We start from the raw sequence: 18,409 nt of genomic DNA on the forward strand, positions 1-18,409 counted from the left end.
GTTAGCGCGGGGTTTAAATTGACCAGGCGATATAGCGTACTCAACAGATCCGGGATGTTACTCATTTACGCAGGAATCCTTACGGAACTCCATGTTTAACGCAGGTGTCAGGCAGTTACCCTTAACTTCCTATTCATGCGCCCACAAAAAACGACAGATTGTGCTTTATTCATACCTAAAAACCAACAAGGTGCAGAATAATGGATTTTTCTCAATTAGGAACGACAGCTAAGAAAGCAGCACCCGTTGAACCTATAAAATTATTTGAAAGCCTGCCTAGTCTAGAAAATACCCCAAATGATCTGTGGCGCGGGCAAGCTGAGGCTTTGACGAATTGGCACACAGTTCGAAATAGTAAAGATGTTCTGGTGTCACTTAATACTGGTGCTGGAAAAACAATTGTAGGATTGCTTATAGCTCAAAGCTTGGTTAACGAAGGTACTGAAAATGTAATTTATGTTTGCTCTACCATTGATTTGGTAAACCAAACGGCAGCTGAAGCCAGACGTATCGGCATACCTCATACAATTCGTATCAAAACAAATTTTAGCAATGATTTATTTGAAACTGCAAAATCATTCTGTATTACAACGTATCAGGCATTATTCAATGGACATAGTGTTCTTCGTCGTAAATTTTTTCCTGGAGCTGTCATATTTGATGATGCCCATGTGGCAGAAAGCGTTTTAAGAGATGCTTTTACGGTAAGAATTGCCAGCAAAGATTATGCGGATCTTTTTAATGAAATAGCTCAATTATTTGAGCCACATTTTAAGGAATTAAAAGCACTATCAAGGTTTAAAGACAGCTTGAGTTTAGGTGAGCAGGCAACAGCGTTTGCAGCCCCGAGAGGGGTGCATCAGCGCACAGCACAACTTTTGCAACTTTTTGAAAAATACAATCTGAAAGATGATAGTAATTTAACTTATGCCTTTGAACATATAAAAGATCACATTGAAGCATGTGCTGCAATTTTTACTCGTGGAATTTTTGAGCTTGCGCCACCTTTTTTACCATCATTGGCACTAGATATTTTTGAGAGACCTATTCGAAGAGTTTATTTATCAGCGACATTGCAATCTCAAACTGAATTCATAAGAGCCTTCGGACGGAAGCCTTCAGAGACGGTTATGCCTTCCAATGACGCTGGTAATGGCGAGCGTCTAATAATTGACGGACGTAATATTCAAGGTGGATTCTCTGCTGAATACATTAAAAAAATTGCTCAGGAAAGAAAGATAGTTATAGCTGTCCCAAGTTATTTAGCGTCTGAGAAATGGAAAGAAATATCAACGCCTCCAGCGACAGAAAATTTTTCTGAAGCTTTGAATGAGTTTCGCAAAGCAAGCAATGGTGCTTTTACCTTGGTTTCTAGAGTTGATGGCATTGATCTACCGCATGATGCATGCCGATTAATGCTTATGGAGGGCTTACCCAGTGGTACGTCTCTTATTGAGAGATATCAGTGGGAATTCTTAAAAATGAATAATGTACATGCGGCCCGCGTTGCAAATAGGTTGGCTCAATTATTTGGTCGTATAAACCGTGGAAGAAATGACTACGGGGTTTTTTTTATGGAAGGTAAAGATCTCAATATCTGGTTAGCAAAAGATCGGAATGTTTCACTGCTTCCGCCGTTATTGCAAAAACAAGTTATGTTAGGAAGATCTGTCCAAGAAGGCATGTCATTAGACAATACAAGTAAAGTATCTGATGCAATAAATTCTGTGCTAAACCGTGATGAAACATGGCTTAATTATTATGAACGTGAAGTTAAGCTCGGAGAGCTTGATCAGAGTCAAATAGAACGAGCCGAAGTTGCTGAACCAATTATGATAGAAGCTACTCTGGCAGAATCTGAGTATGCCGCATTTATTTGGAATGGGGATTATACTAAAGCAAGACAAGTCATGGAGAATTCTATTGATAGGGTAGCGAGCGCAGATACTCCGCTAGGAGGATGGCATAGTGTGTGGCTTGGGGCAGCATTTGATCTTGAAGGGGATGTCAATAGTGCGGAACGTTCTTATGGTATAGCTAAATCAAGAATAGGGACTGCTATCGCTTTGCCTCAATCAAGTAATCAGAGACCAACAGTAGCAAATGAACAATCAAATTCTTTTGCTTCAAGCTTAAGAGGATATCTTGGATTTTCTAGTGGTGGAAAAGCCAATTCTGAAATTATGAAGCTTAAGAGTGAATTGAGTTTTATAGATAAGGGAACATCTAAGCAAGCAGAGGTGTCCGTACGAAAATTAGGGGAGATTCTTGGTTTCAGCTCTACAAGACCTGATAATGACCAAGGTACTGGGCCAGATGTCTTATGGGTTGATGATGAAAGTCATATTACTATTGGCTTCGAACTAAAAACAGATAAAAATGCTCCTGCAAGATATCATAAGATCAAAGATATTGGGCAAGGACATGATCATCTTAGTTGGATTGAGCAGCAATACGTTGATCATATTCATTTAGGTCTTTTATATGTTGGCCCAAATGGGACTGTAGATGATAATGCAAACCCGTCTTCAATGATGGGACTTTGTCCCATAGAAGCGATGATAGTCTTAAGGGGACAGGTAATTGCTTTAATCGATGATTTGATGAAATCAACTCCCATTGAGAGGGTTGCTGCAATTGAAAAAGAAAGTATTCTTGAGAAATGGAAATTAACTTCTTTAGTTAAACAGTTATGGATAAAAGGCATGAATGATATGTAATTGTAATAAGGGTGTGTGCTATGCATATTTGTTCAGAATTACGGTATAAGCTTTTCTGAACAGTGAAAGGAGTAACTCAAGCTATGAGCAAATATAGAACGATTGGTGAGGTTGAAGAAAAACACCTACGCAATCTTCCCGAAGAAGTAGATGACTATATTGCCGTGCTAAGCGAAATCATAAGGGATATCACGCAATGAGGGAAATTCTCGGCAAAGCAAAAACCGTCCGCGAACTGCTCAAGGGTGTTAAGTATTCGATTGACTACTATCAGCGGGAATACAAGTGGCAGGACAAGCAAATCCGCGAGTTGGTCGATGATCTCACCGGCAAATTTCTTGAAGAATACGATCCCAGCCATGCGCGGAATATGGTCGCGGAATATCCTCATTACTTTCTCGGTTCGATCATCATCAGCAAGAAGGAGAGTGCAAGCTATATCGTTGACGGCCAACAGCGGCTCACCAGCCTTAGCTTAATACTAATCCTACTTCGTCAGCTTCAGCAGGATCGCCCAGAAGAAGTGAACATTGATGAGCTGATTGTGTCGGAAAAGTATGGTCAGAAGTCATTCAATCTGCACGTTGATGAACGTGCACCATGCATGGATGCTCTCTTTAACGGGGATCAATTCGATCTGACCGATCGAACAGAGTCAGTGCAGAACCTCTACCAACGCTATCAAGACTTGAACCAGTCTTTCCCTGAAGAACTGCGCGGCGAGGCGCTGCCTTACTTCATCGACTGGCTACTGGAAAATGTCCACCTGGTCGAGATTACCGCATATTCGGATGACGACGCCTACACGATTTTCGAGACAATGAATGATCGGGGGTTATCGCTCAGCCCTACAGACATGCTCAAAGGTTACTTGTTGGCTAATATTGACGACGGCTCCAAACGCACTGTCGCTAACAATCTTTGGCGGGAACGTATCCGCGAACTGAATGAAACCGGAAAAGAGGTGGAACCAGATTGCTTTAAGGCATGGTTGCGCAGTCAGTATGCTACTAAAATTCGCGAACGGAAAAAAAACGCGAAAGCCGAGGACTTCGACCGGATTGGTACGGAATTCCATCGCTGGCTACGCGACGCAAGTAATTCCGTCGGCCTTAAGCATAGCGCCGACTTTTATCGCTTCATCGACCGCGACTTCAATTTCTACAGCCGCCAATATCTGCGATTAACTAAAGCCTCACAGACGAAAGTCGATGGACTGGAGCATGTGCTCTACAACGCCCAACACGGCTTCACGCTGCAATACATGCTGCTGCTCGCGCCTCTTAAGCCTGACGACAGCGAAGCAGTAGTGGAGTTGTCCCCTTTTGGCGGACATTTTTTTCATGGAGTCGAGAGAGTCTCGACCTGTGAAAGCGGATTGCAGTTTATCGCGATTTGATTTTTCTCATTCAGTTTTCTCTCAAAATTGTTTGGTGATAAGTATCCCAGCCTGGAATGCCTGCGAGTTGGGTTGTACCATGACTCGATCCAGGTGAATATGGCTAACCTTGCTTCAGTTTTATTTTTCCAGGAGCGCCTATCGATCAATTCACATTCCAGGCTGGCAAAAAAGCTTTCAGCCATTGCATTGTCGTAAGCATCACCCACACTGCCCATGGAGGGATGCACACCCATTTCCCTGCATCGCTTGCCGAATTCAACACTGGTGTATTGACTGCCCTGATCGCTGTGGTGAATCACTTTGCCCGGTTTACGAGTGATTAACGCCATGTTCAACGCACTGATCACCAGGCTTGCTGTCATGGTTTCACCGAAAGACCAACCCACTACCTTACGGCTGAATACATCGATGACCACGGCCAGGTACAGGAACCCTGCCCAGGTAGGAATGTAAGTCATGTCCGCAACCCATAGTTGGTTGATGCTAGTTGCCTTGAAATGGCGTTGCACTAAATCCGGTGCAGGGCGGTCACGCTTATTCCGATGAGTCGTGATCACAAAGCCTCGCCTGCGACTCACCCCTTTAATTCCAGCTTCACGCATCAACCTGCCTACGCGCTTATGATTGACCCTGACTCCACGATCGGCTAGCTCAACGGTAATGCGGGGGCGGCCATACGTACAATCGCTTGTACGGTATATGGCCATGATCTGCTCGATCAATCGACAGTTGGTAATGGCCCGTCGGCTGGGTGTGCGTTTTGCCCAGTCATAGTAACCGCTGTGCGATACACCGAGTGTCTCGCATAGAACACGAGCCGGAAATTGGGCCCGGTTTGCCTTGATTAATTGGTACACCTTCCCCATCAATCCTTGTTGTTTGCAAACCAGGCCGTAGCCTTTGCCAATATGTCACGCTCCATCTCCACACGCTTGAGCTTCTTACGCAATTCCAGCAGTTCCTGCCGTTCGTTGGCACTCAAGGAAGCAACACTCGATGTCGCAGCGAAAGCAATTGCCTGGCTTGATCTAATTGGTACACCTGCTGCTCGACACCAGGTTTGTATCGAAGTGTAGTGGCATCCAAATTCCTTGGATAATTGCTTGGGGCATTTGCCTAATGCTACCAATTCCACCATCTGCTGACGAAACTCAGGTGGGTAAGCAGGTTTGTAGTTTTGTGTCATATTTCTTCTCCTTTAAACAGAACATAATGTGTCCGTTCAAAGGGGGCAACTCCAGTAGTGAATCAGAAACTCCGCCTCGTTGGCCGCTTCATCGACATTTTGCTTACTTGGCGGTTGTGGAATTTCCGTAGCATTGCTTATTCGACCATGCAGTATGCCATGTTCATCGTTATGCGCGACATTCGCGGACTTGCACTTGAACCGCTTGCCCACAAGTTGCATGACGTGCTTGCCAAGGAAACAGAGACATTCGCTAGTAACGACCGGCTAAGAGCCCATCAGCAGAATCGTTACTCATTACATCGGATTCTTGCCAGACTTACAGATTATGTGGAGACGCAATCAGGATTGCCTTCACGCTATCTTGACTATATAAGTGAAGGCAAGGGGCGCTACGAAGTAGAACACATTTGGGCAGATCATCCAAAACGCCATATGGATGAATTCGGACACCCAGCTGATTTCGCAGAACATCGCAATCGTATCGGTGGGCTGTTACTTTTGCCGAAAAGCTTCAACGCGAGCTACGGCGACCTAACTTACGAAGAAAAGCTCCCGCACTACAACACACAGAATCTATTGAGCCGTTCGTTACATCCGCAGTGTTACGAACATAATCCTGGCTTCCGCCACTTCATGCAGGAAAGCAATCTATTGTTCAAACCACATTCGCAATTTAAGAAGACCGACATTGAGGAGCGTGGTGTTCTCTATAGAGAGATTGCTGAGCGCATTTGGAATCCAGATAATCTGTTGCTGCCTCATTAAATCCCAATCTTGGGCTAAATCCTATAAAGGTACGTAAGGCGACATACAATTAAGAATAACTACAAATCAAATACAAGTGTGAAAGCTTGTTTGATCGATTGCAAATATTCACTCTCAAGCCTACCTTGCTTTTTGCCAATTCGAGAGATATCAACTGCACGTAATTGCTTGAGATTTATATGACGATCTTTATCCAATCCGTTATTACTGGTTGGCGTTAGATTTACTGCAAATGGCCAGGATTTATGGTTAGGTAGCATCGGTGCCACAACCAGGGTTTTTGATTGGATATTCACAAGGTCGCTTTGAACAATCACGCACGGTCTTAGCTTTTTAGTTTCCGTACCCTTGGTTGGCTCCAGGTCAACCCAATAAATATCTAGTCGCTTAAACTCAGTCATTTGAGAGACCATCGGACAGAGTTGTATCCCATTCTTTTAGTTCTTTCTGATAGTCAGAATCCTGAGCTTCCTCCTGATTTGCCTTGAGTAAAGCTTGCTTGAGATAGTTTTTGCGTTCCTGGTTCAAAAGCTCGTTGATATAAGCACTACGATTATCACCTGCAATATTATTCAGAAATGCAAAACTTTCATCATCCAGAGTAATGGTCGTTCTATGTGTCATATAATTCTCACACTATTTATAAAAAATATATATCATACTATATAGTATGATATATAAATACTCCATCTAATATTTCATGTAAAAATACTTTTTGATAAGTCTCTACTCTACTATTGATAAAATATGTTATCAATAGTAGAGTGATGCTACAATTTAGGAAGGTTGAAATATTTTTTGCTTTATTAAATTTCCTTGAGTAGGATATTATCCTACCATTGGAAGGTGTTAGAAACATACATAGGAAACAAAAAATGAAGCGCACCGATAAAGCAGAAAAAATCAGCATTACACTTCCACCGGATATGCTGAATATTATTAGGGAAAAAGTGAAGGATGGCGCTTACGCTTCCACAAGTGAGGTTATTCGTGAAGCGATGCGTTTATGGCAAAGACAGGAAGAAGAACATCTTGCGAGAATTGCTTCCATTCGAGCGCGTCTGGAGCAATCGGCACACAGTGGCGAACCTGTTTTGCTGGATACGGCCTTTGAAAAGCTAGAACAACTTCATCAACAACGGATAAGCGCACTAGGTCATGAAAAGCTATGAGGTGTATCTAACACCCGATGCCATACAAGACCTCACTGATATTTATGGATATATAGCTGCAAAGAGCGGACTTCCTGAAGTCGCGTGGGCATATATAGAGAAATTACGCCAAAAGTGTCATGACCTTAAAACAATACCTTTGATTGGACAACAGCGCGATGATTTGCGCAAGAATCTCAGAATCGTTGCCATTGATAAAAACGCGATTGCAGCTTTTGAGGTTATTGAGGATAAACAAATCGTCACTATTCTTAATATTTTTTATGGTGGCCGAGATTATGAAGCGATTATGGGTAGTGAAACACCGCATATAAATGATGGGCTAGATAGATAACATGACAGATCTTATAACTACAGTCAATCGTGCACTCACTGCAAAAGAATTTCAGGGTCTTGCTGATGTTCCACCTGAAGTTGAATGGTTTGCCAATTTAGGTAACGCCGAGACTCGGCGCGCTTATGAAAATGCCTTAAAGGATTTTATGAATTTCACAGGTATTCAGAATCCGGAAGAATTCAGGATTGTAACTCGTGCCCATATTATTGCCTGGCGCGATGATTTGTTGAGTCGAACATTAAGTAGTATGAGCATTCGCCACCGTTTGGCGGCAATATCTTCTTTATTTGAGTACTTGTGTGAGAAAAATACAGTTACGCATAATCCAGTCAAGGGTGTGAAGCGACCAGCGGTAGAAAGTTATGAGGGGAAAACTCCGGCAATCGGCGATCATCAGGCACGCGAGTTGCTTAATGCGCCAGATGGTAGCTCACTTAAGGGCAAGCGCGATCGTGCAATACTGGCCACCCTACTCTATCACGCACTGCGGCGTCATGAATTGTGCAAATTGAAGGTTAAGGATTTTAAGCAGGAGCGCCGTGGTGTACCCCATATAAAGATTTCCGGCAAAGGAGGAAAAACTCGTTATGTACCACTGCATCCTGCTGCAAGCGGTTTAATCCATGATTATTTGGATGCTGCAGGACATAGTCTGGAAGATACTGGGGCATTATTCCGTTCAGCCAGTAATAACCGAGATAAGGAATCACAAAAACCAATTACGCCAGACGGCGTATACAAGTTGGTACAGAAATACTCTGAAAAATTGGGTTTCAAGATCGGCGCACATTCGTTACGCGCAACGGCAGCCACTAATGCACTGGATCATCAAGCAGATATTGCGAAAGTGCAAGAATGGTTGGGTCATGCCAATATTGCTACCACAAGAATTTATGATCATCGTAAAACCCGACCAGAGGATAGTCCAACGTTTAAGGTTGCTTATTGATTGCTTAATTGTTTGTGTCAAACAACATAGCATAGGATTTATTCTGGATAATCTGAGTAAGTTTAGGTTTGAATTGATTGTGGATTATGTATGGCTTTTCAGTATCGCGTCAAAAGTTCACATAAATCATTAACTGGATTCACGTTTGATCTTGGTTCAGTGATGAAGTGAATCACTGAATTGTTTGCAGCATACTAATTTTTATTAGGGCTAAGTAATACTTTTTCGTACGATAGAATTCGTTTTGATCAAAGCCACAAAAGCCAAACTCCCCAACCAAGAAACAGAACACCGACCGTTTTTGAGAAATATTGCTGATGTATCGGCAAGACCTTTTCAATTAAAACAAGCACCGTGATCAATGCCATCGCCAGCAGATTCATTACGCCTACAGCGAACATGATCATCATCTGCGCCCAGCAGCAACCTAGGCACATGCTGCCATGCTTCAGCCCCATTTGAAAAGATCCTCTTGCGCCATCACGCCATTCGGTTAACAAAAATCCCATGGGAGATCGACAATTTTGCAGAAAACTATTTTTTAACGGCGTAAATTGATAGATACCCGCCAAAATAAAAATAATTGCAGCCATTGTTTCATTCTGATTATCCATCATCGGCGATAAAAAATGCAGCCCATGCATTTGCCATTGCAATACTGTTAGCGCGATACTAAACACTAACCATACCAGTAAATATGCCAATGAAAATAATGAAACAAACGGATGAATTGTCTGCGTGTGCTGCTGACAGATTCTGGCATATACCAAAATCATCGGAATGGCGGAAGGCAACATCATGGCTGCCATCATTACCGCCCACATCAGATAAACTAGGCCAAAATCTATCCATTTCCAGGCAAATGTTTCAGATGGCGGCATCCACATTTCAGACATGGGCAGGGATGTCATTTGCCAGTTCTGATAAAACAGATAAAACCAGGCAGCTACAATAACTGCCAGCATGGCTATCCAAGTAGCCAGTTGATTTTTAGGCATTAAATAGTTATAGGCAATCATTTTGGTAGAGATTGTCCATGCGTAAAATATTTCAAAAATGTTGTTTAATGCTTCAAGGTTGATACGTAAATGGCGAGTAATAACCATTACGTTCGGTAAATTTCCAGGCCTTATCATAATCGTGGTATTCATATTGACTGGATTTTGCCACCACAGCCGGGTGGCTGGGTACAACACATAAGGGTGGGTTATCAATGGTTGCATCTCCGCCTTTGATTCCCTGGATACTCTCAATTGTTGCCTGTGCGATATCAGGAATAATTAATTGCCGCTTGCTACCTTGTTCCTGATAATCAATTTTAACCTTCTTGACACCCCATACTTCAGTGACGAAACCCATCAAAATAGCCGGATGACCACCAAGTTTTCCTGCAAAGATTTGTGTGATCGCATCAAACTGCGCGTCCGTGGCGCGTTCATCCACATACAACGCGGCTTGCCAGTTACCCTCTTTCATATGACCCGGCGAATAGCAGGCTAATGCAACATTCAGACCATCCAGTTTTTCACTATTCAAATAGCCGGAATCAATATGCCACGCGACCAGCAGTTTGCAGTTCCCTTCAGAGGGCGGTTGCAGCCAGACACATGGGCAGGCGGTTTCACAATTACAGGCTTCAAAATAACTGCCCTGCAAGTTCCAATTAGTTGTTGTATTCATAATATTTCCTAATAATTTAGAACGGCTCCTTGAAGGGCCGCAAATCCAGTTCATGAGTCCATGCGCTGCGTGGTTGCTGATGAATGGCCCAGTACGTTTGCACAATATCTTCCAATTGCAGCAGCCCTTCCTGACCTTTGGCCTCAACATACTCTGGAAACTGACTGCGTGCACGGTCACCATCAATCACACCGTCAATCACCGTATGCACCACATGCACACCTCGCGGTGAAAATTCTCTCGCCAATCCTTGTGCCAGTGCCCTCAATCCAGCCTTAGCTGATGCAAATGCAGTAAAAGGGGGCTTGGCTCTTAATGAACCGGTTGCCCCAGTAAAAAATACTGTGCCTTGCTGTTGCGCTTGCATGATTGCCATGATTTCTTTGGCAAACAGGAATGCACCCAAACAGTTCTGTTGCCACAGAGTGGTGAATGTTTTCACGTCAGTCTGCAGAAATGGTGCAGGGATATTGCTGTCCACATTGTAGGCAGCAACCCGAATGACATCGCCGCGTTCCCGCAGCACACCAAAACACTGCGCAACATCCTGCTCAACAGTCACATCAGCAATAATGGATGTTGCTGTCCCCCCTACTTTTTGTATGAGCTGTACGACATGATTTAATTTTTCTTCACTACGGCCTACAATAAAAACATGCAAGCCTTTTTCAGCAAAATACGTGGCCAGCGCTGCACCCAAACCGCGCTCAGGCCCGACACCGACAACAATTGCTGAACCCGGCTGGTCCATCGTTAAATCTTCCCGAAGATCAATGAAAAGTTATTGCTGGGCATATTAATTCGTTCCTTGAGTTCCAAACCATAATTGGCGGCTGCCTTCTTCAAATCGGCGACATCCTTCAAACCCCATTCGGGTACTCCGACAGAACTTAAGGTTTCATGGAAAGCTTTATTGGAATCGGTAGAAAACTGGCCTTCAATCTGGAATGGTCCATAGATCAGCAAAAAACCATCATCTTTCAGCAGATGTGCAGCACATTTCATCATGCCATCGGCAATTGAAATCGGTGCTACCTGAAAAATATTAATGCAGAAAATAGCGGCAAATGATTTTTCTGGCCCTGGATTAAACCAAGTCTGCGGATCCGTCAAATCCAGATGAACCGGATCTGCAATATTATTATTGCCGAGATTGCCGCTTAATTCTTTGATGTTATCAAAAACTTCGACATCTTTATCCGATGGCTGAAAATGCAGATGTTCAAAATGCGGTGCAAAATAATTAATATGCATACCGCTACCGCTGGCCATTTCCAAAATACGCTCAGGATCTTTTGGTAATTTGTCTTTCAACACACCTAAAATTGGTTCACGATTACGCCCACCCGCCCAAGCAACATACTCACTCAGTGGATGTGGATCTAACGGAGGGATTTCCTGATTCATGCTTGGCTCCTTTGGTAATTGAATTGTAAATTCTGAGGTATAGTATAACGCAATGGCGCTTATCGATCATCAAACCGTTGTCAACATGACATTTGAGAGTCTAACGAACGACTATTGGAACTGAAGGAGATTAAATGAAGCTTGTAATTATCATTTATTCGAATGACCCTGAAACTGTATGGAACGCCTTCCGGCTTGGAATTTTCTCCCGCAAGCAAGGGGATGTTGTTTCAGTCTTTTTGCTTGGAAAAGGTGTGGAAGTAGAATCTCTTGATAGAGACAAGTTTGATATTACCGGACAGATTCACAGTTTTTTGGATATAGGTGGTGCAATTCTAGCTTGTGGAACCTGTCTTAAACTTCGCCAGTCTGAAGAGTTAGGAATCTGCCCGATATCCACGATGCAGGATTTATATACGCTGATTCACGATTCAGATAAGGTATTGAGCTTTTAGAGAAATTACCCCATGGATAATAAGCAGCATTGGGAACAGGTATATACCACTAAGGCATCTGACTCAGTTAGTTGGTTTCAGGAACACGCTGACCAGTCTCTGCGACTAATCCATAATACAAGACTCGGTAAAGATGCGGCCATTATTGATGTGGGAGGGGGAACTTCCAGACTAGTAGATGACCTTGTGGCAGAAGGCTATACTGATTTGACAGTATTTGATCTGTCATCAACTGCGCTTGCTGTTGCAAGGCAGCGTTTGGGGAAACATGCGGATATTGTTCACTGGATAGAAGGCGATATTACCCGTGCAAAGTTTCCCATGAACCGATTCGACATTTGGCATGACCGTGCAGTGTTCCATTTTTTGACTGATCCGGCAGATCGCCATGCTTATGTCGAGCGTGTCTTAAGTTCGGTTCGGCCAGGTGGACATGTGATTGTTGCCACTTTTGCCGAAGATGGACCAGAAAAATGTAGTGGTCTACCCGTGATGCGATACCAACCTGAAGCCCTACATGCGGTATTTGGAGATACTTTCCAGCTGGTCGAACATGAGAAAGAGGCACATCACACTCCGTTTGGCACCGTTCAGCAGTTTGTGTATTGCTATTGCCGCAAGAGGTAATAGCTAATTCTCCGAATATTTTTAGTAACTGCATAATCTTTCCCGCATAGAAGCACAACTTATTTATCCTGATTACTTCTTTTTGCTAAGCGCTTTTGAGATTTCTAAACTTTTAGACTCTTGAAAGATAATCGAAGGCACCAAGCGTATGTAAATCAACTCACCGACCAACTCCACCAGCGTTTGAGTAACGATTACGACAGATGCCAGAATCCAACCGTCCGGCAAAGCTAGCGCTAAAGGCAGAACCACCAATGAATTCCGCGTTCCTGCGCTAAAAACGAGCGCTCTTCCTGCCTGTGTGTCCAGGCGAAATGCATATGCTATCAAGCGAGCAAGAAAGGGCATGATAGCCATAAAGGCAATATAAACTGGCACGACTTGTTCCACAACAGGGAGGTATTCTTCTATTCTGCCAATTTGAGATGCCACAACGAGAAGTAATGTAACCGCCATAAATGGCACCGGAAACCACGCCGTGACCTCAAGCCAGGTTGCACCGCTACGCTGGCGCTTTGCCCAAAACTCCGTTAGTAAGGCAAGCCCCAGTGGAAAAGCAATGAGTATAAGAAAAGCCTCAAGGAATGGCTCAGCACTCATGACTTGTGCAGCTTGTTCTCCCATGAAAAGCCATAGATACACGGGCAAAAGAAGCATCTGGGTAAGTAGCAGCAAAGGCGTGGAAGCAAGTACAAGCCGGGCATTGCCACGACCAAGGTGAGTAAAAACTACAACATAATCAATACAAGGTGTTAACAGAACCAGATATACCCCTAGTAACAGCGGCGGGTGTTCCGGTAAAAGAAGCGACAATAACCAAACCACGATGGGCACGATGATAAAATTAACTAGCAATAGCGCAGCTGTAAACCGCTTATTCGCGAACGCCTCGCGCAGTTGAAGAAAAGGGATTTGCGCAAACATGCTATAAAGCAACAGCGCAAGCACGGGAGAAATCAAATACTCCAGGCTTGCGCCAAAGCTAGAATTCCACAACCCAAGCCCCATCCCGACAGCCAAGGCCACAGCATATAACCATATCTGATTTTCTTCTAGTCGTTCTCTTCGCATTGTGTTTCCTTAAAATACATACCGTCATGGTACAGTGAAAAATTTGTGCCATAATTTGGCGCAGCGTTTTATTTCAATGTTTCTGATCATTTTGGTATAACCATTGTAGTTCAGTCTACGAATCTTCGATCAGTTCCATATAATTTTAATAAATCCGCTGAATTTAGAAATTCACATGCCGGAAAGAGAATCTATTTATGGCACATAACCACTCCCACGATCATGATCATGGCCATATCCCAAAAAACTTTGATCGCGCATTCGCAATTGGGATTGCGCTAAATGTAGGTTTCGTTGTGGTTGAAGTTATTTTTGGTTTATTTGCAAATTCTCTCGCGCTATTGGCAGATGCAGGCCATAACCTCAGCGATGTTTTGAGTTTATTATTCGCGTGGGGCGCAAGCGTCTTAGTACGCAAGTTACCAACACAGCGGCACACTTATGGTTTGCGCCGTACTTCGATATTGGCTGCATTGATTAATGCGCTAGTTTTGCTTGTTGCTGTCGGCGCCATCGCCTGGGAAGCCATTCTCAGATTTGGCCATCCCGAGTCAGTGGCAAGTGACACAGTCATTTGGGTGGCGTCAGTTGGCATAGTCATTAATGGATTCACGGCATGGTTATTCATGTCCGGCCAAAAGCAAGATATGAATATTCGCGGTGCATATTTGCACATGATGGCTGACGCAGCAGTTTCTCTTGGTGTTGTTTTGGCAGCTATTGCCATAAAATTTACGGACTGGTTGTGGTTGGACCCATTCATGAGCCTTGTGGTCGCCGTAATTATTGGTATTGGCACTTGGGGCTTGCTCCGTGAATCGCTAAGTCTTGCTCTTGATGCTGTGCCAGCAAATATCCACCCGGCCAAAGTTGAAGCTTACCTCGCTAGTCTTCCAGGAATAGAAGCAGTTCACGACTTGCATATCTGGGCAATGAGCACGACGGAAATTGCGCTAACCGTGCATTTAATCAAGCCAGATGCAGTCATTGATGATTTGCTATTGGTTCAAATTAATAATGAATTGCGTGAGCTGTTTGGAATTCAGCATACTACTGTTCAATTTGAACGTGGAGATACATCCCATCCCTGTAAGCAAGCACCAGCAGAAGTGGTTTAAAGTAGAAATGAGTAACTTTTGTTTTATCATCACAATAAATAATTATTCGAGAGCTCCGCAGGTTTTGTAAAATTAATAATTACGTGACAAATATACACAAATGAATACGATACAGTTGCAATCGACTATTACTTGCCCGAATTGTGGAACTCAAAAACTGGAGACGATGCCGACCAATGCTTGTCAATTCTTTTATGAATGTGGATCTTGCCATCATTTATTGAAGGCTAAAGCGGGAGACTGCTGTGTTTACTGTTCTTATGGCAATGTGCCGTGTCCACCGATTCAACTGTCCGCTAGCAATTCTTCTGGTTGTACAGATTCTTGAATTACCAAGTGCTAAACGTTATCGTGGTTTCTAGTCCTTATTGGAATTCTGTCAAGGTTGCAATAAACCTGTTTAGACTTAACTTAAAAGGCACTCAATTTGATAAGTTAATATAAATGCGTACATTAAATATCTATATCATCTTGAACGCTACTAATTTTTAAGTTAAACAAATTCTTAATAAAGCACTCCGCTGCTTGCGGCAAGGTATAAACTACGCATTTCAATGTACTAGTTTCAACTAGCTTCTCTGTTCCAAGGAGTGGGGAATTGAACCTGCAAAGATTGTTCAAATCGAATGTTAAGCAGATTATTGCTTACCAATATGTGTGCAAAACTATATTTATATCGGAGTGATAATCTTGAAAAGAAACATTAGTAATGTTTTTACCAATATTTGCAGTATGTTCGTGCTAATAATATTGTCTGGAGTGTTGGCCATGCAACTTGCCGATATAGCAATCGCAGCACAGGAAGAAATGGTCGTCTCTCATGAGGGTATAGCAACTGTCAAAGCGATTGATATGAACCAAGGCATCGTGAAGCTAGCCCATGGCCCGATTGCATCCCTCAAATGGCCGTCTATGACCATGAATTTCAAGATTAAGGATAGAGCATTATTGCAAGAAATCAAGGTGGATAATGTTGTGACCTTTACATTCATTCAATCAGGCAGTGACTATATAGTCACGCGTATCCAGTCTAGCAAATAGCCATCAAAACCATTTTTTAGAAAAATATAGTGCCAACTCCGGATATGCGCTTCTTTACCAGATACAAATTTATAATATTATTATTTTTATTAATACCAGTTTCAGCGTTAGCACACGGTATTTCTGAGGAAGATAAGCTGCGAATGTTGAGTGGTGGATACCTCCAATACATAGGGCTTGGTGCTACCCACATGCTGACTGGATATGATCATTTACTGTTCCTATTTGGGGTAGTGTTTTTCCTGACCAGTTTCAAGGATATAGCAAAGTTTGTAACAGCCTTCACGGTCGGACACTGTATTACACTGATTTTTGCAACCTTCTACCAGATTACCTGGAATTATTTTTTGATTGACGCGATTATTGCACTTAGTGTTATCTATAAGGGTTTTGACAATAACGGCGGCTTCCAGAAGTATCTGGATATGAAATCACCCAACCTGTTAGGCGCGGTTTTTTTATTTGGTTTACTACACGGCTTTGGCCTTTCAACTCGCCTTCAGCAGTTGCCACTCGGCGACGATAGCACTGACATTCTATTACGAATATTGAGTTTTAATCTGGGTGTAGAAATAGGGCAGATCGTTGCTTTGGTGGTCATGGTGGCTTTGCTTTCTTTATGGAGACATAAACCATCTTTTCAACGATTTAGCTTTGCATCTAACCAATCTCTTATTTATGCCGGAGTACTCTTGCTGTTGATGCAATTACACGGGTATCAGCATGATTCTGATCCTGATAGTTTCCGCTTTCCCAGCCAAGAACACAAACATGCGCATGAGGATCTAGAAGTTGAGCAGAGCATTGATACGGGGCGTGAAAGCCTTTAATTTACTAACTACCGAGGAGTAATTTAATGAAGAAACTATTGATGATAACGATTTTGGTTGCTGGAATATTTGGGGCTGGCGGGGCAATGGCAGCGGAAAGCAGTAGTTGCCATTTTCACGGCAGCAAGGTTGCTACGGAAGAGACTGTAATAAACTGCGCGACTGAGCGAAAAGAAATATTGATTAAGCAAGGTAAGATCGATCCATCATGGAAAATGATTGAACAAGATAAGATCGAGATGGTAGATGGGAAAAAAGGCAAAGAATGGCTAGTCACATTTACTAATCCTGCTGTTGATGATAAGACGAAAGAGAAACTTTATTTATTTTTCACATCCACAGGCAATTTTATTGCCGCAAACTTTACCGGCAATTAAGCACATTCACACTTAGAGATAACACTTTGCGCACCAATTCTTGACCGCTATGGCAGCGGTCTTTTTTTATAGTTGAACCCCGATCCTGGGTAAAAAAAACATGAAACTAAAATAACAGCTAATGGTAGCCACACCGGATAAGCTAAGGCTAAGCCAAAAACCCAAGCCATGTTTAAGAAATATGGGCAGCAATACGAAAAACAGAAGCGATGGCAATACGAACCAAAATATTTGCTTTGACAGATCTGCGATTTGCGATACTGCAGCTCCCTCAATATGGAGCCAGATAAAAGCTAATAACGATGTAAGCGGCAGAGACGCTACAAGTGCAGCAAGTCCTGTATTTCGCTTGGCAATCTCTGCAATCGCTACTATTACAATGGCCGAAATAATTATTTTGAGTGCGTAATAAAGCATAAGGTCTAATTTTTAATAGCCATAAGTATGGCAATACTATTCATAGAGAATGAATATATTCATGAAAAACTTTTCTGCAGTATCATATCAAACCGACTCTCAGGCACTAATCACGAAACAAACAAACCCTTTTCAGCATCAAACTTGGAAACAACGCCAACAGTATTGGAAGAAAAAGTCTGTTCCCTGGCTTGAACATCAAGCTGAACGTGGCAACGAATATTGCAGTGCTGTTTACCGTGCATTACAAGCCAGCTGTGGCATACAAACTTCCATGAGTTGTAAGGGTAATTGTTTCTTTGACACGCTAAAAACTGAAAACTTGCATCATTATTGATTTAAAACGAGAGAAAATGTTAAATGGCTTATTTTTGAGTATATCAAAGTATATTATAATCGCACGAGGCGACATGCAAAGATCAGTAACTAAATACCTGCTCATTTACTCTGATGTGAATGATTTTAAATACCGGAGCTTTTATGTGTCAGGTATGTGACAAAAAGAACGAATACCTTCAGCATGATTCACGAAAACGTTTATTCCTGAAATTGGCGGCAGCCTCTGCGCTGGGTTTGGGTATTAGTGGTGCAGGTATCGCCAGTGTGGAAGAAACAAAGGTACCTTTGCCGTCATCTACCAAAATCCCGCCCCAGCCTGAGAACGTGCTTACCCCTGATATAGTAAGCCATGTATTTGTATATCGGTTATAGCAGATTCTCTGGTCTGATAGACATTGCCGGTCAATCTCTTTGCCTACATTTAAGGCAACAATCAGGAGTCTATTTGCCCCTATACTTAGCACATTCATCTACAACCTCATCCACAGATTTTGTGGAAAAAATCTCTTACTG

General features: G+C 42.8%; 24 protein-coding genes and 1 pseudogene. 16 read left to right on the forward strand and 9 right to left on the reverse strand.

The features are described 5' to 3' along the window. Positions 1-200: 200 nt before the first annotated feature. Complete coding sequence (locus Q0C11_RS02175) at positions 201-2,720, forward strand: DEAD/DEAH box helicase family protein (protein ID WP_293005342.1); 2,520 nt, start codon at positions 201-203, stop codon at positions 2,718-2,720. A 196-nt stretch (positions 2,721-2,916) separates the two neighbouring features. Beyond that, positions 2,917-4,119 carry a DUF262 domain-containing protein gene (locus tag Q0C11_RS02180; protein ID WP_293005343.1) on the forward strand — a complete coding sequence of 401 codons (1,203 nt, stop codon included), beginning with the start codon at positions 2,917-2,919 and terminating at the stop codon, positions 4,117-4,119. On the opposite strand, the gene Q0C11_RS02185 is transcribed toward Q0C11_RS02180, so the two are convergent. Continuing rightward, a protein-coding gene (locus tag Q0C11_RS02185) for an IS3 family transposase (RefSeq protein WP_293005345.1) occupies positions 4,062-5,308 on the reverse strand; the annotation gives its coding sequence in 2 pieces (ribosomal slippage) (positions 4,062-5,026 and positions 5,026-5,308; 1,248 coding nt in all). The genes Q0C11_RS02180 and Q0C11_RS02185 overlap by 58 nt on opposite strands. 57 nt (positions 5,309-5,365) lie before the next feature. Here Q0C11_RS02185 and Q0C11_RS02190 point away from each other — a divergent pair. Beyond that, the gene (locus Q0C11_RS02190) at positions 5,366-6,076 is read left to right on the forward strand and encodes a DUF1524 domain-containing protein (RefSeq protein ID WP_293005346.1); all 711 of its coding nucleotides are present in this window, start codon (positions 5,366-5,368) and stop codon (positions 6,074-6,076) included. Between the two features lie 59 nt (positions 6,077-6,135). Here the strand turns inward: Q0C11_RS02190 and Q0C11_RS02195 are convergent, their stop codons facing one another. Both Q0C11_RS02195 and Q0C11_RS02200 read right to left on the reverse strand, forming a co-directional pair. Continuing rightward, positions 6,136-6,477 (reverse strand): type II toxin-antitoxin system PemK/MazF family toxin, encoded by a 342-nt coding sequence (locus Q0C11_RS02195; RefSeq protein WP_293005347.1) that lies wholly within the window; start codon positions 6,475-6,477, stop codon positions 6,136-6,138. Beyond that, positions 6,470-6,700, reverse strand: a complete 231-nt coding sequence (locus Q0C11_RS02200) for a CopG family transcriptional regulator (protein WP_293005348.1) — start codon at positions 6,698-6,700, stop codon at positions 6,470-6,472. The genes Q0C11_RS02195 and Q0C11_RS02200 overlap by 8 nt, the downstream gene beginning before the upstream one ends. 251 nt (positions 6,701-6,951) lie before the next feature. On the opposite strand from Q0C11_RS02200, the gene Q0C11_RS02205 reads away from it, so the two are divergent. From Q0C11_RS02205 to Q0C11_RS02215, 3 genes are read left to right on the forward strand one after another with little or no spacing between them, the layout of a single operon-like run. After that, positions 6,952-7,248, forward strand: a complete 297-nt coding sequence (locus tag Q0C11_RS02205) for a type II toxin-antitoxin system ParD family antitoxin (protein ID WP_293005349.1) — start codon at positions 6,952-6,954, stop codon at positions 7,246-7,248. Beyond that, positions 7,235-7,582 carry a type II toxin-antitoxin system RelE/ParE family toxin gene (locus Q0C11_RS02210; protein ID WP_293005351.1) on the forward strand — a complete coding sequence of 116 codons (348 nt, stop codon included), beginning with the start codon at positions 7,235-7,237 and terminating at the stop codon, positions 7,580-7,582. Before Q0C11_RS02205 ends, Q0C11_RS02210 begins: the two co-directional genes overlap by 14 nt. Before the next feature lies 1 nt (position 7,583). Then, on the forward strand, positions 7,584-8,534 hold the full coding sequence (locus Q0C11_RS02215) for a tyrosine-type recombinase/integrase (protein ID WP_293005352.1): 951 nt from the start codon (positions 7,584-7,586) through the stop codon (positions 8,532-8,534). Between the two features lie 248 nt (positions 8,535-8,782). On the opposite strand, the gene Q0C11_RS02220 is transcribed toward Q0C11_RS02215, so the two are convergent. From Q0C11_RS02220 to Q0C11_RS02235, 4 genes are read right to left on the reverse strand one after another with little or no spacing between them, the layout of a single operon-like run. Continuing rightward, positions 8,783-9,640, reverse strand: a complete 858-nt coding sequence (locus Q0C11_RS02220) for a DUF2182 domain-containing protein (protein ID WP_293005353.1) — start codon at positions 9,638-9,640, stop codon at positions 8,783-8,785. Continuing rightward, positions 9,606-10,214 (reverse strand): DUF1326 domain-containing protein, encoded by a 609-nt coding sequence (locus tag Q0C11_RS02225; RefSeq protein ID WP_293005354.1) that lies wholly within the window; start codon positions 10,212-10,214, stop codon positions 9,606-9,608. Before Q0C11_RS02225 ends, Q0C11_RS02220 begins: the two co-directional genes overlap by 35 nt. Before the next feature lie 16 nt (positions 10,215-10,230). Further along, a complete protein-coding gene (locus tag Q0C11_RS02230) occupies positions 10,231-10,965 on the reverse strand; it encodes an SDR family NAD(P)-dependent oxidoreductase (protein WP_293005355.1) in 735 nt (244 codons plus the stop codon). A 2-nt stretch (positions 10,966-10,967) separates the two neighbouring features. Next, positions 10,968-11,621 carry a DUF938 domain-containing protein gene (locus Q0C11_RS02235; protein ID WP_293005357.1) on the reverse strand — a complete coding sequence of 218 codons (654 nt, stop codon included), beginning with the start codon at positions 11,619-11,621 and terminating at the stop codon, positions 10,968-10,970. 134 nt (positions 11,622-11,755) lie between these two features. Here Q0C11_RS02235 and Q0C11_RS02240 point away from each other — a divergent pair, with 134 nt between their 5' ends. Both Q0C11_RS02240 and Q0C11_RS02245 read left to right on the forward strand, forming a co-directional pair. Next, positions 11,756-12,076 carry a DsrE family protein gene (locus Q0C11_RS02240; RefSeq protein ID WP_293005358.1) on the forward strand — a complete coding sequence of 107 codons (321 nt, stop codon included), beginning with the start codon at positions 11,756-11,758 and terminating at the stop codon, positions 12,074-12,076. Positions 12,077-12,088: 12 nt separating this feature from the next. Beyond that, positions 12,089-12,703 carry a class I SAM-dependent methyltransferase gene (locus tag Q0C11_RS02245; RefSeq protein ID WP_293005359.1) on the forward strand — a complete coding sequence of 205 codons (615 nt, stop codon included), beginning with the start codon at positions 12,089-12,091 and terminating at the stop codon, positions 12,701-12,703. Positions 12,704-12,775: 72 nt separating this feature from the next. Here the strand turns inward: Q0C11_RS02245 and Q0C11_RS02250 are convergent, their stop codons facing one another. Next, positions 12,776-13,774, reverse strand: a complete 999-nt coding sequence (locus tag Q0C11_RS02250; RefSeq protein WP_293005360.1) for a bile acid:sodium symporter — start codon at positions 13,772-13,774, stop codon at positions 12,776-12,778. A gap of 197 nt (positions 13,775-13,971) precedes the next feature. On the opposite strand from Q0C11_RS02250, the gene Q0C11_RS02255 reads away from it, so the two are divergent. The 5 genes from Q0C11_RS02255 to Q0C11_RS02275 all read left to right on the forward strand — a co-directional run bounded on the left by Q0C11_RS02255 (position 13,972) and on the right by Q0C11_RS02275 (position 17,140). Then, positions 13,972-14,892, forward strand: coding sequence for a cation diffusion facilitator family transporter (locus tag Q0C11_RS02255; protein ID WP_293005361.1), 921 nt, complete (start codon positions 13,972-13,974; stop codon positions 14,890-14,892). Positions 14,893-14,992: 100 nt separating this feature from the next. Then, the gene (locus Q0C11_RS02260; protein WP_293005362.1) at positions 14,993-15,220 is read left to right on the forward strand and encodes a GDCCVxC domain-containing (seleno)protein; all 228 of its coding nucleotides are present in this window, start codon (positions 14,993-14,995) and stop codon (positions 15,218-15,220) included. Positions 15,221-15,582: 362 nt separating this feature from the next. Further along, entirely contained in the window at positions 15,583-15,933 is a 351-nt protein-coding gene (locus Q0C11_RS02265; protein ID WP_293005363.1) for a copper-binding protein, read from the forward strand. Positions 15,934-15,977: 44 nt separating this feature from the next. Continuing rightward, positions 15,978-16,763 (forward strand): HupE/UreJ family protein, encoded by a 786-nt coding sequence (locus Q0C11_RS02270; protein ID WP_293005404.1) that lies wholly within the window; start codon positions 15,978-15,980, stop codon positions 16,761-16,763. A 26-nt stretch (positions 16,764-16,789) separates the two neighbouring features. Beyond that, positions 16,790-17,140 carry a DUF6488 family protein gene (locus tag Q0C11_RS02275; protein ID WP_293005364.1) on the forward strand — a complete coding sequence of 117 codons (351 nt, stop codon included), beginning with the start codon at positions 16,790-16,792 and terminating at the stop codon, positions 17,138-17,140. Positions 17,141-17,206: 66 nt separating this feature from the next. Here Q0C11_RS02275 and Q0C11_RS02280 read toward each other — a convergent pair whose 3' ends face one another. After that, a complete protein-coding gene (locus tag Q0C11_RS02280; RefSeq protein ID WP_293005365.1) occupies positions 17,207-17,557 on the reverse strand; it encodes a DUF3147 family protein in 351 nt (116 codons plus the stop codon). Positions 17,558-17,618: 61 nt separating this feature from the next. Here Q0C11_RS02280 and Q0C11_RS02285 point away from each other — a divergent pair, with 61 nt between their 5' ends. The 3 genes and pseudogenes from Q0C11_RS02285 (at position 17,619) to Q0C11_RS02290 (ending at position 18,268) form a co-directional block, all read left to right on the forward strand. Continuing rightward, the gene (locus tag Q0C11_RS02285; protein WP_293005367.1) at positions 17,619-17,894 is read left to right on the forward strand and encodes a hypothetical protein; all 276 of its coding nucleotides are present in this window, start codon (positions 17,619-17,621) and stop codon (positions 17,892-17,894) included. 12 nt (positions 17,895-17,906) lie between these two features. After that, positions 17,907-17,987 (forward strand): annotated as a pseudogene (locus tag Q0C11_RS14665) (hypothetical protein); the annotation flags it as partial. A gap of 50 nt (positions 17,988-18,037) precedes the next feature. Then, positions 18,038-18,268 carry a hypothetical protein gene (locus Q0C11_RS02290; protein WP_293005368.1) on the forward strand — a complete coding sequence of 77 codons (231 nt, stop codon included), beginning with the start codon at positions 18,038-18,040 and terminating at the stop codon, positions 18,266-18,268. Positions 18,269-18,409 lie beyond the last annotated feature (141 nt).

This window comes from Nitrosomonas sp. (assembly GCF_022842015.1).
GTDB lineage: Bacteria > Pseudomonadota > Gammaproteobacteria > Burkholderiales > Nitrosomonadaceae > Nitrosomonas.

Bases quoted from the DNA above. Each gene is read 5' to 3' on its own strand.
- Q0C11_RS02245 (WP_293005359.1), top strand. From the start codon at position 12,089: ATGGATAATAAGCAGCATTGGGAACAGGTATATACCACTAAGGCATCT.
- Q0C11_RS02175 (WP_293005342.1), top strand. From the start codon at position 201: ATGGATTTTTCTCAATTAGGAACGACAGCTAAGAAAGCAGCACCCGTT.
- Q0C11_RS02240 (WP_293005358.1), top strand. From the start codon at position 11,756: ATGAAGCTTGTAATTATCATTTATTCGAATGACCCTGAAACTGTATGG.
- Q0C11_RS02285 (WP_293005367.1), top strand. From the start codon at position 17,619: ATGAAAAACTTTTCTGCAGTATCATATCAAACCGACTCTCAGGCACTA.
- Q0C11_RS02235 (WP_293005357.1), bottom strand. From the start codon at position 11,621: ATGAATCAGGAAATCCCTCCGTTAGATCCACATCCACTGAGTGAGTAT.
- Q0C11_RS02275 (WP_293005364.1), top strand. From the start codon at position 16,790: ATGAAGAAACTATTGATGATAACGATTTTGGTTGCTGGAATATTTGGG.
- Q0C11_RS02200 (WP_293005348.1), bottom strand. From the start codon at position 6,700: ATGACACATAGAACGACCATTACTCTGGATGATGAAAGTTTTGCATTT.
- Q0C11_RS02215 (WP_293005352.1), top strand. From the start codon at position 7,584: ATGACAGATCTTATAACTACAGTCAATCGTGCACTCACTGCAAAAGAA.
- Q0C11_RS02210 (WP_293005351.1), top strand. From the start codon at position 7,235: ATGAAAAGCTATGAGGTGTATCTAACACCCGATGCCATACAAGACCTC.
- Q0C11_RS02195 (WP_293005347.1), bottom strand. From the start codon at position 6,477: ATGACTGAGTTTAAGCGACTAGATATTTATTGGGTTGACCTGGAGCCA.
- Q0C11_RS02270 (WP_293005404.1), top strand. From the start codon at position 15,978: ATGCGCTTCTTTACCAGATACAAATTTATAATATTATTATTTTTATTA.
- Q0C11_RS02250 (WP_293005360.1), bottom strand. From the start codon at position 13,774: ATGCGAAGAGAACGACTAGAAGAAAATCAGATATGGTTATATGCTGTG.
- Q0C11_RS02230 (WP_293005355.1), bottom strand. From the start codon at position 10,965: ATGGACCAGCCGGGTTCAGCAATTGTTGTCGGTGTCGGGCCTGAGCGC.
- Q0C11_RS02205 (WP_293005349.1), top strand. From the start codon at position 6,952: ATGAAGCGCACCGATAAAGCAGAAAAAATCAGCATTACACTTCCACCG.
- Q0C11_RS02220 (WP_293005353.1), bottom strand. From the start codon at position 9,640: ATGGTTATTACTCGCCATTTACGTATCAACCTTGAAGCATTAAACAAC.
- Q0C11_RS02180 (WP_293005343.1), top strand. From the start codon at position 2,917: ATGAGGGAAATTCTCGGCAAAGCAAAAACCGTCCGCGAACTGCTCAAG.
- Q0C11_RS02290 (WP_293005368.1), top strand. From the start codon at position 18,038: ATGTGTCAGGTATGTGACAAAAAGAACGAATACCTTCAGCATGATTCA.
- Q0C11_RS02260 (WP_293005362.1), top strand. From the start codon at position 14,993: ATGAATACGATACAGTTGCAATCGACTATTACTTGCCCGAATTGTGGA.
- Q0C11_RS02280 (WP_293005365.1), bottom strand. From the start codon at position 17,557: ATGCTTTATTACGCACTCAAAATAATTATTTCGGCCATTGTAATAGTA.
- Q0C11_RS02255 (WP_293005361.1), top strand. From the start codon at position 13,972: ATGGCACATAACCACTCCCACGATCATGATCATGGCCATATCCCAAAA.
- Q0C11_RS02225 (WP_293005354.1), bottom strand. From the start codon at position 10,214: ATGAATACAACAACTAATTGGAACTTGCAGGGCAGTTATTTTGAAGCC.